This window comes from Flavobacteriales bacterium (genome assembly GCA_021739695.1).
GTDB lineage: Bacteria > Bacteroidota > Bacteroidia > UBA10329 > UBA10329 > UBA10329.
On sequence record JAIPBM010000016.1, the window covers coordinates 15981 to 30642 of the forward strand.

General features: G+C 44.7%; 14 protein-coding genes. 5 read left to right on the top strand and 9 right to left on the bottom strand.

Annotation, left to right across the window (positions count from 1 at the left end):
- Positions 1–54: 54 nt before the first annotated feature.
- Genes K9J17_10935 through K9J17_10950 form a run of 4 tightly spaced genes read right to left on the bottom strand, consistent with a single transcriptional unit; the run spans position 55 to position 2654 of the window.
- Entirely contained in the window at positions 55–393 is a 339-nt protein-coding gene (locus K9J17_10935; protein MCF8277237.1) for a DUF86 domain-containing protein, read from the bottom strand.
- Positions 383–694, bottom strand: a complete 312-nt coding sequence (locus tag K9J17_10940; GenBank protein MCF8277238.1) for a nucleotidyltransferase domain-containing protein — start codon at positions 692–694, stop codon at positions 383–385. Before K9J17_10940 ends, K9J17_10935 begins: the two co-directional genes overlap by 11 nt.
- A 39-nt stretch (positions 695–733) precedes the next feature.
- Positions 734–1906 (bottom strand): hypothetical protein, encoded by a 1173-nt coding sequence (locus K9J17_10945; protein ID MCF8277239.1) that lies wholly within the window; start codon positions 1904–1906, stop codon positions 734–736.
- Positions 1899–2654: a TerC family protein gene (locus K9J17_10950; protein MCF8277240.1), complete on the bottom strand. Its 756-nt coding sequence runs from the start codon at positions 2652–2654 to the stop codon at positions 1899–1901. Before K9J17_10950 ends, K9J17_10945 begins: the two co-directional genes overlap by 8 nt.
- A gap of 122 nt (positions 2655–2776) precedes the next feature.
- On the opposite strand from K9J17_10950, the gene K9J17_10955 reads away from it, so the two are divergent.
- From K9J17_10955 to K9J17_10965, 3 genes are all read left to right on the top strand, one after another.
- Positions 2777–5545 carry a PD-(D/E)XK nuclease family protein gene (locus K9J17_10955; protein ID MCF8277241.1) on the top strand — a complete coding sequence of 923 codons (2769 nt, stop codon included), beginning with the start codon at positions 2777–2779 and terminating at the stop codon, positions 5543–5545.
- A gap of 120 nt (positions 5546–5665) precedes the next feature.
- Positions 5666–8581: a T9SS type A sorting domain-containing protein gene (locus tag K9J17_10960; protein ID MCF8277242.1), complete on the top strand. Its 2916-nt coding sequence runs from the start codon at positions 5666–5668 to the stop codon at positions 8579–8581.
- An 81-nt stretch (positions 8582–8662) separates the two neighbouring features.
- Positions 8663–9085 (top strand): hypothetical protein, encoded by a 423-nt coding sequence (locus tag K9J17_10965; protein MCF8277243.1) that lies wholly within the window; start codon positions 8663–8665, stop codon positions 9083–9085.
- On the opposite strand, the gene arfB is transcribed toward K9J17_10965, so the two are convergent.
- From arfB to ubiA, 5 genes are read right to left on the bottom strand one after another with little or no spacing between them, the layout of a single operon-like run.
- Complete coding sequence (gene arfB / locus K9J17_10970) at positions 9074–9490, bottom strand: aminoacyl-tRNA hydrolase (GenBank protein MCF8277244.1); 417 nt, start codon at positions 9488–9490, stop codon at positions 9074–9076. The two genes, K9J17_10965 and arfB, sit on opposite strands and share 12 nt — an antisense overlap.
- A 5-nt stretch (positions 9491–9495) precedes the next feature.
- A complete protein-coding gene (locus K9J17_10975) occupies positions 9496–10299 on the bottom strand; it encodes a hypothetical protein (protein MCF8277245.1) in 804 nt (267 codons plus the stop codon).
- Position 10300: 1 nt separating this feature from the next.
- Positions 10301–12136, bottom strand: a complete 1836-nt coding sequence (locus K9J17_10980; GenBank protein ID MCF8277246.1) for a T9SS type A sorting domain-containing protein — start codon at positions 12134–12136, stop codon at positions 10301–10303.
- Positions 12137–12160: 24 nt separating this feature from the next.
- Positions 12161–12721, bottom strand: a complete 561-nt coding sequence (locus K9J17_10985) for a GNAT family N-acetyltransferase (GenBank protein ID MCF8277247.1) — start codon at positions 12719–12721, stop codon at positions 12161–12163.
- Entirely contained in the window at positions 12718–13566 is an 849-nt protein-coding gene (ubiA, locus tag K9J17_10990) for a putative 4-hydroxybenzoate polyprenyltransferase (GenBank protein ID MCF8277248.1), read from the bottom strand. The genes K9J17_10985 and ubiA overlap by 4 nt, the downstream gene beginning before the upstream one ends.
- A gap of 62 nt (positions 13567–13628) precedes the next feature.
- Between ubiA and K9J17_10995 the strand changes: the two genes are divergently transcribed.
- Positions 13629–13805 (top strand): hypothetical protein, encoded by a 177-nt coding sequence (locus K9J17_10995; GenBank protein MCF8277249.1) that lies wholly within the window; start codon positions 13629–13631, stop codon positions 13803–13805.
- Entirely contained in the window at positions 13802–14551 is a 750-nt protein-coding gene (locus tag K9J17_11000) for a hypothetical protein (protein ID MCF8277250.1), read from the top strand. The genes K9J17_10995 and K9J17_11000 overlap by 4 nt, the downstream gene beginning before the upstream one ends.
- The last annotated feature ends 111 nt before the right edge of the window (positions 14552–14662 follow it).

A 14662-nucleotide genomic window follows, 5' to 3' on the forward strand; every position in this document is an offset into this window, starting at 1 on the left:
AAAAATGAAGTGCGCGAAGATAACGCTGCACATTGAAACAATGTTCTTCTTGAATTAGCCTTTCAGTAATCTCAGTTCTTGTTTCAGAGCTGGAACGTGTTTGACTGCGATTGACCAAATGACCGAGATTTCAATACTATCGTATGCATGTGCCAAATAGTTTCGAAGTGAAATGATGCTGTCGGAATGTTGAATGGAAATTGACGGGTCCGCTTTTCGCATCTTACTTACCGCTTCGCCAATGATCTCCAGATTTCTTTCAAGCGTGCGAATGGCCATGAAATTCTGTGTGAATGTTTCATAGTTGCTGTCGCACAGGGTGATAACCTGCTCAATTTCCTCAATCACAGATTCAATGTCAAGAATATACTTGAGAACGAGACTACGCGGCATATAATTGAACCTTAGTCGAGTTCAGTTCCTCAATGAAAATGGGGTTTTTCAACGCTGGAATTGAAACCAGATCTACCTTCTTGTTAAATAGATTTTCCAATGCACTGATAAGACCGAAAAAATGGTCGGCCATGTCAACAACTGGTACGTGGGCAGAAAATTTCACAGCAAAATCAAGGTCGCTCTTAGTCGAATCAAAAGATTGTCCAGTGGCAGAACCGAACAGATATAATTCCACCACATCATACTTTTTGCAAAGGATGAGCAAGGATTCGCGGTTCTGTTCTATCAATTTAAGCATGAACCAAAGATACGTTACTTGATTAATGAAGAACGAACTCTATTTTTTTCCTCGTTTTTGAGGAGTGAGTTCCTCTTTCTCGGTTCCATTCAAAAACTTAAGTGCCACGTTGACAGGAACGCGTTTTTTGCGATTGAAAGCGGTGACGAACGCATCGGTCAGCCCTTGCTGCTGCAACATGTCGCGATGTTTCTGTGCTTCTTCGTAAGTATCGAATTTACCAGCGGTGAGAATGGTGAGGTCGTTTTCGCGCACTTCCTTTAGTTTGTCCACTTCAAAATAATAAGAGCGTAGGTCTTTTGGAAGCGTTTCTGCAAACGCACCGATCTGTACACGGAATTCAATTTTGCCTTTCAGGTCGGAGTGAATGTTGTGGTCGTTGAGCGAAACCACTTCTTCTCCGTAACGCTCCGGTTGATTGATATCTACAATGAATGCATCTGGATAACCATTGGAACGCACTTCTTCCAACAACTCTTCTGCCTGCGAACGGAAGCTCAGATTTCCGATAACGTATCGGTAGATCTTGTTCTCATCTACATAAACCCCCACATTTTTCAGTTTCGGAAATTCAATCGTGTAAGCAGGATTGATGGACGCGCTTACTTGAACACCATAAAGCACCGAATTGGTGGTGTAATTCACTTCGCGCGTCACTACTTCGGGCTCGTCTGGTTGCATGCTTACCAAACGGTCTTTTAGGTAATTGGAAGAATGCGTGTTGATGTAATTCCGTGTTTTGATCTCTTGCGCCATGCGCATTGGTTCGTGGCAGAGTTCAATCCATTTCACAGCCTCATTGGTGTAAAATGGATCTCCTTGAGAGAAAACCTGCACAAACTTATTGTAGCGGTCCAAGGCTTTATCGCAGTCTTTCAATCTACTGTAAGCAATCACCAAATAGTACCAGCAGAATTCAGGTTCGCCCATGCCTGGGTCGATATCCGTCTTGCTATAATCGTCAGCGGCTTTTTCGAGATAACCAACCGCTTCTTCAATCCTAATTCCCTCTTTTACCAAGCACATTCCGAGGAAATAGTTATTCGGTGCTGCCGTGGCATCTGCTTTCATCAATTCTTCCAAGATCGGAATTGCTTCGCGGGTTTTGTTGGATGCGATCAGAATCTTCGCCTTTTCCAATTGCGACTCAACGGCAAACGAAGCGGTGCACAGCAGCACGCTGGTAATGAGTGTGGTCAATATCTTATTCATCGTCAGCAGTCATGTGTTTGTTGAGTTTAACGGCACTCTTCGATTTTCGTAATCGCATGTTCACCATTTCCACCACGAGTGAAAAAGCAACTGCGAAATAGATGTATCCTTTTGGCACATGGAAACCCAATGCATCCAAAATCAGCATAAAACCAATAAGAATAAGGAACGCGAGTGCGAGAATCTGAAGAGTAGGGTGCTGATTGATGAATTTGCTGATAACGCCCGAAAACAGCATCATCACGATCATGGAAAGTACGACCGCACCAATCATAATAAGTACGTGCTCTGTAAGTCCGATGGCCGTTAGAATGGAATCGAAGCTGAAAACCATGTCAAGTGCTACTATCTGGATAAGTGCGTTGGAGAGGGACAAGGCCTTTTTCGCTACTTTTTGTTCTTGGTCTTCATTCACACCTTCCAATTTGTGGTGGATTTCGGTTGTGCTTTTGCCCAACAGGAAAAGTCCTCCAGCCATCAGAATCAGGTCGCGGCCGCTTACCGCATGTTCAAAAACGGTGAACAATGGTTCTGAGAAACCAATGATCCAGGTAATGCCGAGCAACAAGCCGATGCGAAAAACAAGTGCTAGCATAAGGCCGATGTTCCGTCCTTTTGCCTGTTCGTTTATGGGCAGTTTGTCTGTTACAATGGATATGAAAATGATGTTGTCGATTCCGAGAACGATTTCGAGAAAGGTTAGCGTAAGAAGCGCAATCCAAGTTTCTGAATGCAAGAATATTTCCATGGAGTGAAGGTATTCTGAGTTTCCTGCGAAGTTCAAAGAACACCTCATTCTTTGCACACAGTCGCGTGTTAATTATCAACACCTGTGCATCAATTATCGAGCGAATGTTACCTTGATCCCCGATGAAAACCTTTTTGGATGAGATTGCTGAGGAGCTGCTGAAGGACGGTTCCAACGATATTTCGAAGACCTGTATCGTGCTGCCAAACCGCAGAGCAGGCGTGTTTCTTCGCGATGCCATTTCTAGGCAAAGCGATCGGGCCATTTGGGCGCCATCAATTCTTTCTATCGAAGATTTTGTATTCCAACTGTCAGACATTGTCAAGGCCGATCAGACCACGTTGCTGTTCAGTTTCTATGAGGTTTATCGGCAGTCGGTAACCGATCCGCAGACCATTGAACAGTTTGCCAATTGGGCGCCAACATTCCTTTCAGATATCAACGAATTGGATCTGAACCTGATCGATGCGGAAGATATTTTTCAGCAACTGCATGCTGTAGAACGTATTTCAAGATGGAATCCGGAAACGGGAAAAGCCACCGAATTCCAGCAAAAACACCTCGATTTTGTGAAGCAGCTTTATCCTTTCTATCAGCAGCTTCGCGAGGTTTTGAACGGCAGAAAGGTCGGATATCAAGGAATGGCGTTCCGTTCGGTGGCCGAAAACATCGAAACGGTTATTGCCAACACACATTTCGAACGGATATGGTTTGCGGGTTTCAACGCACTTACTATTTCGGAAGAGAAAATGCTGAATGCTTGGCAACAATCAGGCAAAGCCAAGATATTTTGGGACATGGATTCGTTCTATGCTGATGATCCGATGCACGAAGCAGGGCATTACATCAGGCGATTCCGAAGTGGCGAAAGCGAACTCAAAATTGCTGCCGATTTTCTATGGAAGGGCAATCGACTTTCCACTGATCCTAAAGAAATTCATCTCATTGCCACGCAACGGAACATGACGCAAGCGTTCGTTGCAGGAACGATCTTGAACAGACGTTTGATGGCTGAACGAGATACGGTGATGGCGAATTCGGCAGTAGTTCTGAACGATGAGCAGTTGCTGATTCCGCTTTTAAGCGCAATTCCAGCCGATCTGAATGGCGTGAACATCACAATGGGTTATGGTTTGACCTATTCGCAAAGCGCCACGTTTGTGGAACATCTGTTTGCCCTTTACACTCGATTCAGGGAGCACGGAAGTCGCTTTTATCACGCTGATGTGGCTGCCTTGGCCGAAGGTGCGTTTTTGAAATTGACCGAAGATAAACTTGCCAATCAACTGAAATTGCGAAAGCAGGTTTATTTCAGCGTGGAAGAATTGCAGGGTTCTGCCATTTCCGCTATGATCTTCAATAACGAAATGTCATCCGTTGCTGGATTTCTTTTGGGTTTGCAGCGCATCCTTCAGTACTTCGGAAACAGTTTGCGAGAAGCGGAAGATGCTTCGTTGGAAGGTGAATTCCTGTTTTTGCTTGCAACACAAACGCAACGGCTTATCGATCTCACAGCCGAATTCGGAAGCATCGATTCTATAAAAACCTTGCATTCGTTCTGGAAACAATTGCTGCGCGGACAACAACTTGATTTTGTGGGCGAGCCGCTCAAAGGTTTGCAGGTGATGGGAATGCTCGAAACGCGTAACCTCGATTTTGAGGAAGTGATCATGCTTGGGGTGAACGAGGGAAATCTGCCTTCCAATGCACATTCCAATTCGTATTTCACTTTCGATATTCGAAGAGCGTATGGATTGGCTTGTCAGAACGAGCGCGATGCGGTTACTGCTTACCATTTCTATCGCTTGTTGCAGCGAGCAAAGAAGGTTTATCTCATTTATGATCAAGACACCGATTCGCTTGGAAGAGGGGAGATGAGTCGCTACGTTCGGCAATTGTTGATGGAGAAAAAGGACAACATCACCTTGCATCAGTGGAATGTAGACCAGGAAATTCCATTTGGAGGATTAGCGCTGCCGATAAGCATCCAAAAAACAGATCACGAATTCGCCAAGCTCCAACAATTGGCCGAAAAAGGGTTTTCGCCTTCGGCTCTGAACACGTACAGGAGCTGTTCCCTCAAATATTATTTCCGCTACATCGCTGGCATTGGAGAGCCCGATAAGCTAACCGAAGAAATGGATCACGCCAAATTCGGAACGGCAGTTCACGATACCTTGGAAGAACTGTACAAACCGTATCTGAATAGGCCGCTTTCTGAAGCGATACTCCAAGCAGCCAAAAAAAGATTCGATCCTATTTTAAAAAGCAATTTCGCCAAACAGTTGGCCACAGGAAATGAGTTGACAGGAAAGAATCTGTTGATCTTTGAAGTGGCATCTTCCTACGTAAATCGTGTGTTGGACCACGATCTGAAGACCATTCGGTCTGGCAACATCATCACTCCATTGGAATTGGAAACAGTACTTTCAAGCAGCTATCAGTTAAACCTTGATGAGCAATCCGTGACCATCAATCTAAAAGGAATGGCAGATAGGATTGACAGACTTTCTGATGGCACCGTCCGATTGATCGACTATAAAACGGGTTCGTTCGATAAGAAAACGGAAATAAAGCAGTTGGAGGATTTTGACTCCAGTAAGGCCGATCATGCTTTTCAGTTACTCACTTATTTGGTGATGTATTCAGAAAATCAACCAATCAATTCGATTAAGCCAACGGTGTTTTACTTGCGTTCACAGCAAGTGGAGCGTCCGATTTCGGTGTCCGAAAACAAGATTGAACTGCATGATGCTGCTTTGGTTGATTACGGCAAGGAGCGAATCACGGAATTGCTTCAAGATCTGTTCAGTCCAGAAAACTCATTTGAACAGACCGAAGATCGAATGACCTGTCAAACCTGCGATTTCAATCAGGTATGTCAGCGCTAAAGCAACGCTGACGCAATTGTCCGTCTGTCGTATTGGTTACGAATTCGTTAAATGTCAATGGTTGACACGATTGTCAACTGCATTAAAAAAGTATTTTCGCATCGCTTTAAATCAATGAAAATGAAAAGAATAGCTACTCTTATTGCATTTGTAATTGCATTTGTCACGTTTCAAACGAACACGGCCGATGCTCAATGTCCTGGTTGTACCATCGATGCCACCTGCGGTGTTGGCGTAAGTCCTGTGGCACCGGCTTTATGTCCTGCCGTACTTCCAAATGGAATGCAAGGCGTTTATTATGATGAGAACGCTACCTTTTTCATGCCTCGGGATTTTGTGGACGCTGCTTCAGGACAGTCTGTAACGCTTAACACGATTACAGTTACCAGCGTAACAGGAATGCCGCAAGGTTTGAGTTATCAGTGCGATCAGCCAGGTTGTGCTTACACCGTTACCACCGATCCGCTAACTCAACGTGGCTGCGTTAAAATGTGTGGAACGCCAACGGTTCCTGGAAACTACAATATCGTTATTTCGGTTGTGGCCAATGTTGGTACGCCAATTGGAACGATCAATCAGCCAACAGGATTTACAATTCCATTGACCATTGATCCTGCACCGGGTGGCAACTGCTGCTTCAGTTTCAATCCTCCTTCTGCTTGCGGAAGTTTGGATGTGACTTACGAAGGGCTGTTGAATTTTGAGCCTTTGCAACCAACAACTTACGATTGGGATTTTGGAAATGGCAACACGTCTACAAGCGCAACTCCACCAGTTCAATCGTATACAACTCCAGGTGATTTTTATCCTGAGTTGGTAACGACCGTTTACAATTATGTAGTTACAGACATCGACTTTACAGCAGCAGGTTCAAACTGGTGTGGTGATGTTGAGGAAATTTCATTCCTAGGTGTTTGTCAGGGCTCGCCTGATATTTACTACACATTCACAAACGGAAACCAAAGCGTGCAGTCAAGTGCAGGAAGCAATAGCTTGTCGCAATCATGGACAAATCAGGGTCTGGTTCTTGAAAACAACCTTTTGTCGTTCCAATTCTGGGATTCTGACGGAACTTCTGCAGATGACAACCTCGGTGTTTTTTCGCTTAACGTCACGAGCACAGGCACCTTTCAGTTCAGCACATTCGTAAATGGTAATCAAGAAGGTTTCGGCACCGTTACTATCGGTACAGAAGTGGAAACGGTTTACACCACAACAGACACCGTTTCTGTTTTTCCAATTCCTGCTCAACCGCAGTTAGTTTTCAGTCCAGCTCAGGAGGTTTGTGTTGGAGATTCAATTCTGATTTCTGGTCCAGCAGGTCCGTATCAATATCAATGGAAACAGGCCGGTTCGTTTATTTCCGATTCAATTGCTGTTTGGGTTAACGAAACTGATTACTATGCTCTATTGATCATCGATACCAACTACTACTGTGGAATTGAATCAGATTCTGCACTTGTTCAATTATTCACAAATCCATTGCCTCCCGTCATTGCGTACAATAGTAACACGGGTAATATGGAGGTTACCAATAATCCGAATGGATATGACGTAGAATGGTATGTTGATGGCGTTGTGGTTCAGGGCGAAACAGGAGATACACTAGCGAATGTTGGTGTTGGCCCATATGCGGCTATTTACTTGAACGGTGGACTTTGCGCTTCAGGTCAGTCTACAGAATATTCTTTATGCCTGCCGGCTTCAATTCAACCACTCAATAATGACACACTTTGCTGTGGTGATATGGTGACTTTCGATGCGAGTGGCTTTGAAGTGAATCCTTTCAGCACAATTGCTTGGGCGGTAACACCTCAGTCTGCTGGTCCAGTAACAGATCAGCAAAGCGCCACGATGGCTGGAGATAATGGACAGATTTTATCTGAATATGGTCCAGTGGTTGATTTTTCGCGCAACTGCGTAAGCTACGCAGACAGCGTTGCTTCTGGAAGTTATTACGTAACGCCATTTGCAATTGAAAATCCGAACGTAACACCGCTGACTTACGATACACTTCAAGGATGTTCTCCTTATGCGGAAATATGCCCAGCATTAAGCGCTGCTGATGATAACTGGGAGATTTTTCCAATGGTTTTCACCTTCCCAGATAACTCAACGTTGAATGTGAATGATGCGATCGCATTCGGTCTTCCAATCACACAACAGTTACTTGATCTTGCTGGCGGACTTCCTTGTTTGGCACTGACGGATCTGTTCCGTGGTAATCCAAATGGCGTTTGGACAATCAGTGTGACGAACACCGGAACTACTGCGTTGGATATGTCGGTGCCAGATTTCGTTGTCATCAACTCTGTTGATAGTTGTAACCTTATTACTGAGGATGAAACCTATTTGATTGAAGGTGTTGACGTGACCGCCAATCCTGGTCAAACCGTGACTATCAGCTTCAATATTCCACCACTTCCAAGTAATTTTCCTTCTGTGAGCCCTGAGTGCTCTGCATTTGGCGAACCGATTTTGATCACGTTCAAGGATTGTTTCCCTGAATTGACCAACAACTTGGTTATTACCGGTATTGTCAGTAATCCAACCTTGGATTTCCAGAACAACTACATCTACGGAAACATCGATGTGACCATCACTGGAGGAACACTTCCTTACACTATTTCATGGGCTGATGGACCAACAAGCGAAGATCGATTGAACCTTCAACCAGGAACATACACGATCAATGTTGAGGATGCCAATGGATTAACAGCTTCTGAAACATTCGTGCTTACTGGACCATATCTTGGCATTGAAGATTTGAACCGTTATGGATTCTCCTTGGGGCAAAGCGTTCCAAATCCTACAACTGGAAATTCGCTGATCTCTTTTCAAAGCAACATTCAGGATAACTTCACATTCATTGTGCGCGATGCCTCAGGTAGAGAAGTTGCCAGAATGGCTGTTCCTGCCAAGCAAGGAGAGAATAGAATCCTATTTGACGGAAGCAACTTGAGCTCTGGTCTTTACACATATTCCCTTTCCAATGGAACGAATGCGTTGACCGAGCGCATGATCATCAACAAGTAACAATTATTACAAAAGGTTCCTTGATCATTTATGGTCGAGGAACCTTCTTTGCAACTAGCTTTGTGTTTTAAATAAAAATCTATGAAGCGACTTCTTTCTGTTCTCCTTGTATCCATTGTGCTCGTATCTTTCAATTCCTGTAACAAGAATCTTGATAAGGTGCTTTTTGGTACTTGGAGCGTGACCAAGGTTGAAGGGACATTGAATGTCAATGGCTTTTCTGTTTTTACCGGAGCAGATCAAAACCCGACTGGGACCGTTGAGTTCAAAAGCAACGGAAGAGGAGAGCAAGACTACAGTTTTGTGTTTGCCGGAACTACTTATTCGCAAACTGGCACTTTCACTTGGGAAGCCAACGAAGACGAGATCATTATTGATCGTACCTCAGATCCAGATATGATCTGGGTACGAACGGTTGATACGGAGAACAGACAAGTGGCATCTTACAATATTGTTGTGGATGCTAATCAGAACTGGGATTATACCATAACGCTAGAGAAGTGATCGAGGGTTAAATCCTCTTCGGCTCTTTTTTTCCGAGCGGACTTTCTTATCCTCCAATCGTTTTCGTTTTACTGATTCAGGAATAGCAGTTTTCTTTCGGAGTTTCTTCTTTTTGAGCGCCAGGATCACCAGTTCAATCAGCCTTTCGGTTGCAAATGATTTGTTTCTGATCTGAGATCGGGTTTCTGAACTATCAACAGATAAAATCCCGTCTGAATTAATGCGGTTCTTTAAACGTAAGGCAACTCGTGCTCGTTGGTTCTCATCCAACACCTGAGATTCGGAAACGTTAAATTGAGCGCTTACTTTGGTTTCCACCTTATTCACGTTCTGTCCGCCACTGCCCGAACTTCTCGATGTTCGATACGTGATTTCTTTCTCTATGGCATTACGAAGCGTCTGCATCAGTTTTAAGGTAAGATTCGCATCATGGAAGCAATATCGTCAGTTTGAATGATATCTGCCGATAGGAGCAATGCCTTTCGATTGGAGAAAACATCGCCACAACCCCAGATCATCACTTTGATTCCTGCATTTTTAGCACGTTCAACATCTTCGGGCTTCAATAAATTCATTTCAATTGAAATCCCATCCAAATTGGATTTCACAGCTTGATCAATGTCTGCAGTCGGTTCGTGCGCATAGTAGAACAACTCGGCATTTACGCCAGCAGTTTTTACAATGGATAGAAGTTGTAGGTCTTGAGATTCTATGAGAAAACGGTATTGGGGAAATGTGCTGGTTATCGAGTTCAACTGACGAACGAATACTTTCATGTCAACACCTTCATCTGGTTTTAGGTCTAACGAGAAAATGGTGCCATCGCGCCAATTTCCGTTCAAAATGCTAGCTAGATCTGAAATGGGTTCTGAGCTGAACCAGCCTGATGTTTGGCAAGAATTCAGTTCGCTGAAAGTTTTAGAAGCCACTGTTCCCGAACATTGGGTGGCTTTATCAAGCGAGCCATCGTGGAATGAAACTAAAACTGAATCATGCGTCATTTTCACATCAAGCTCAGTTCCATTGATCGGATAGGAAAGTGCTTCTTGAATCGATCGTTTCGAATCTAATGGAATGGAAGAGCGAACACCCATTCCACCGTGTCCCAGTATGATCGGTACATTTTCGATTTCAATCGAGCGATGAATGTAAATCCATCCTGCAAGGAAAAATACCAGCAGCGCCAATCCTGCGATAAGGAATGGATTTTTCAATTTATTGTTTGATCAGCTTATTGCTGAATACCAGTTTCTGATTGTCATAAGCGTTCAGGAAATAAGTGCCAGAAGAAAGGAAATCCGCATTGAAGGAAAGGCGATTCTTCCCTGCTTTGATTCGGTCTTCCAGAAGCAACTTAACGGTGCGACCTTCAATATCAACCAATTCCAAACGAAGTAAAGTGGCTTTTTCGAGTTCAAATTCCACCTGCAAGCCGCTCGTTACGGGATTCGGAAAAACGAGTGCTTGCTCAGCGTCCTTACTGAGGTTGTGAATTCCAGTGGATAGGTCAGGCGTGGTGAGTTCGGCCAGCCACGTGCCATGCCCATGCGCAGCACTTCCGAACGAGCCAGCGGCCCAAACCTTTCCAGGTTGGTTGTAAACCCGTTGCGAACCTGAGTAATCTCCCCAGCGTTCCAGCGTGTCATTCATCACGTTCACGAATCCCAGACCTTCTTTTATTTGAACACGGTCGGATCGTTCTAAATCTCCATTGACGTGAATGGCGCTGAAACCTGCAAACTCCGTTTCGCTTGTATGGTTGAAAGTGATGATCGATTGCTCATCATTCGCACTGAGCCCTGTCCATGAGATGTTCGGATAACCAAGGTAGAGGTTCGGTTCGCTGTAAATACGTGAAACCATGGTTGGAGCCTCGGCTGCATTGTCAATAACGCCATGATAGATTGCTGAAGTTCCAGTGGCTGGATCGGTGCAGCTCTGTACGAAATAGATCCTTCCATTTAGTGTGTAGCCGCCCAAGATGCGACTATCATTCGTGTCGAACCAATGGTTGCCGGCTTGCTTTGCCGGAACGGGAAGGATGTACGGTTGGTCAGCTTGAATGGTTCGAACTTCCAGTTCCGTGTTCGGGTCGGAAACACGGCCTGTTACATGAAGGACGAAAATGCTGTCATTTTCCGCACTCGTATTTCGGTTAGAAAGCAGGAACATGTCTTCCGATGTAGATGCATCTGCTGGAGACATCGGAGTGATATTGAAGATTTTCTTGGACTGAGGAAGAATGTCGTTGTAATAATTCGTGATGAGTTCAAATCCCAAGTAACCTTCTTTCAATCCAACTTGCCATAGGCAGGTTTCCGTAAAACCAGAGTTGTTCGAAGAGCCGTTGGTAAACGTATTGATGCCGATAAAAAGATCCTTACCCGAAATTCCGATAACGGGATAATCCGCCCACGTTTCATTCCCCAACGGATTACCAGGTAAAGCATACATGTTCCAATCTCCTGTTGGATCAGATGTTCTACTGAATCCAACCACAATCCAGCTCGTTTGCCATGTGAAACCGTTCAGAAAAACCATCACGAAACGGTTGTTGTTCGGGTCGTAAACCACTTTTGGGTCGAACTTGCTTCCTGAAAGGTCGAGTGTGTCGGCTATATTTCCCAATGATCGAAAAAGCAGTTGCTGCTCGGTGCTTGAGTTGTACATGTGAATTCTCGAATTCGTCACCGAAACGATGTTTCCATCATTCGAAATAGCCATGTCGTTGTCGTTTGGAACACCGTTGAAGCTATTGCCTTCGAAGTTGAGTCCCAAACCGGGAGCATTTCCGGCAGCAGCACGCGGTGACTCAGAAGTTTGGGCTGGATATCGTTCCATCACCCACTTCTTTTTCTCCATTAGTTCGGCTCGTTTACCTGATACGCCAGGCTTTGGAGCTTCCAAATGCTGCAACAGAATTTCCCAATCTTCCGTTGGTTTGTTCATGTTTATCGTTGCTCCTTTGGCAATGGCGAAATGATTGACCTTAGCCGTTTGCGCCAAACTCAAAACAGGAAGTGCGAGGAATATGATGATGAGATTTCTCATGTAGCGAGCTTATTCGTTCAAGTTCTAAAATTTCTTCCACATGCTGCAATGTGGACCAACGTTCGGTACCTCATATTCTGGCCCAAAACAGCACCAGCCATTTGCTTCATAAAAAGGAATGGCAACAATTCGTGCTTGGAGCCAGCCTGTTTTTGCGTCCCAACGTTCCATGCTTTCTGTCTCTAACGTTGAAAGCACTTCGCTTGCCAAGCCTTGTCCCTGATATGCATCCAACGTTCCCATGGCCCGAATCTGAATGGCAGGTCTAAGGCCTTCTGCCGGAATTTCGGTGCCGCTATCGTCCTCCATCATTGCATAATCTGCGCAAAGCGGTTCAAATGGCGGACAAGCGCTTTTAGCTTTCGCGTCCATGGCGCTTCCGTCAGCATCTTCTGGGATGAGATGCGCGCGACCTACTGCTACGATCTTTCCATCGTCTTCCACCCAAGCATTGATCGCTTCATCATCGCCCGCTAATTTTTCAGAGCCTTTTGGCGAACCAAGAGGTTTTCTGAGGATTTCAAAACGAACATCAAAATATGCTTCAGGCACATCCTGTCCGGGGAATTTCACAACGGTTTTCATAGGAAAAGATCAGTGATAACAAATGAGGCAAACAGCACGCTTGCAATACCATTTGTAGTGAAAAACGCCAAATTAACCCTGCTGAGGTCATTCGGTTTTACAATGGCATGCTGGTAGATAAGTAGGCAAAGAAAAATGCTGTACCCGATCCAATATAGCCATCCAAAATTTCCAGTTCTTCCGGCAATAAAAAGAAGGCTTGCAGTGATGGCGTGCAACACATTCGAAAGCATCAATGCTTTTGGTTTTCCGAGCCACACAGGAATGGAGAAAAGTCCATTTTCGCGGTCGAACTCTTCATCCTGCAATGCATAGATGATGTCGAATCCTCCAACCCAAAAAAGCACAGCTAAGGAAAAAAGCAACGGCAACAGGTCGAAATGACCGACAACAGCCAAGTACGCACCGATCGGTGCTAGACTGAGCCCGAGACCAAGGATCAGATGGCAAAGCGCTGTATATCGCTTGGTAAGGCTGTATCCGAGCACAACGGCCAATGCAACTGGCGAAAGTGCCAAACACAATGGATTGATGAAATACGTGGTGACTACGAACGCAACGGAGTTCAAGATGACAAACCACAGGGCTGCGTTGGCGTTAATGATTCCTGCCGGAATTTCGCGAATGGCTGTGCGTGGGTTCTTTTCGTCAATGTTTCTGTCGATGAAGCGATTGAATGCCATGGCTGCGTTGCGCGCAAAAACCATACAAAGCACGACTTTTATCAAAAGATGAAGTTCGAACGAAGCAGAGGTGAGCTGAACGGCAAGGAAAAAACCGATCATCGCAAAGGGCATCGCGAAAATGGTGTGCGAAAACTTTACGAGCGATAGGTAGTTTTTCATCGGATTTACGTTTGTCAAAAGTAGTACATGACCAATAATTGACTAACCCATAAATTTGCAGCATGTTCAAGCGCCTCTTTCTAGTTTCCGGTATTGTTGCATTTGTGTTAGCAATGCTCACCATGTGGTTCTGGTATCTACCTCGTCAAGCAAGCATTGATTCGGCTGCTGAGCAATCGGTTATACCTGTCGATTCGCTGGTGAACAATTCTACAGAAACGGAACTTCCTATTGAATGACCTTCAAAAATCGGGTTCTTTGGTTCTTTCTTCTACTGCCAAGCATCGTGTTCGGGCAGCAGATCGTAGAATACAATCCTGATTTCAAATTCCAAGATGGGATTTATCTTTCTTTTCAAGATTTCAAGAACAATAATCCTGTACCCGTCACTTATATTTTGAGCGATCTTGATATCCGCGACAAGGATTATCTGGAACTGGTGTTGGATACCGATTCGGTTGTTTATTTCGATAATCTGCTCGAAGAGCGTGTCATTGGCATTCAATCAATTTGGGGTTACGCTAAAAATGACAGGATATACATCGGTTTTAATACCGTAGATGGATCTGCCGAATGGCAAGATCGTGGATGGTTTCCCATACTTTCAATCGGTGCCTATAGCTATTTCACAGCTGTGAGATACGTTACACGCTACATGTCTCCAGCTCCTGGAGCCATGATGCCTTCCTATGGTATGTCGATGGGAATGGGTTCTGGATCCATGTATCCGAACACAGGAACCTATTACCAAGAGGCGCAAAACCTTCAGATGCTGCTCGAATTCTCATCTGGCCGTTTGATTCTACTTGGGCAAGGAGATCTGAATTCGGTCACTCCGAGTATAATGGAGAATCTGTTGGCGCCCGATCGCGCCTTGCTTGCCGAATTTGACGAGCAATCGAAACGAGATCAGAAACAAACCTCCATGTACTACATCAGGCGGTATAACGAACGTAATCCGATCTACTTCCCGGTTGTTCAGTAGATATTCTTTTGTATTGTTTAAAATTTCAGGGCAACCCTTATGATAAATAGGGTGTAAGCTTTAAAAACTCATTTTCTTTGCGGAATATTTTAAAATAGCAAGGGATGGGAC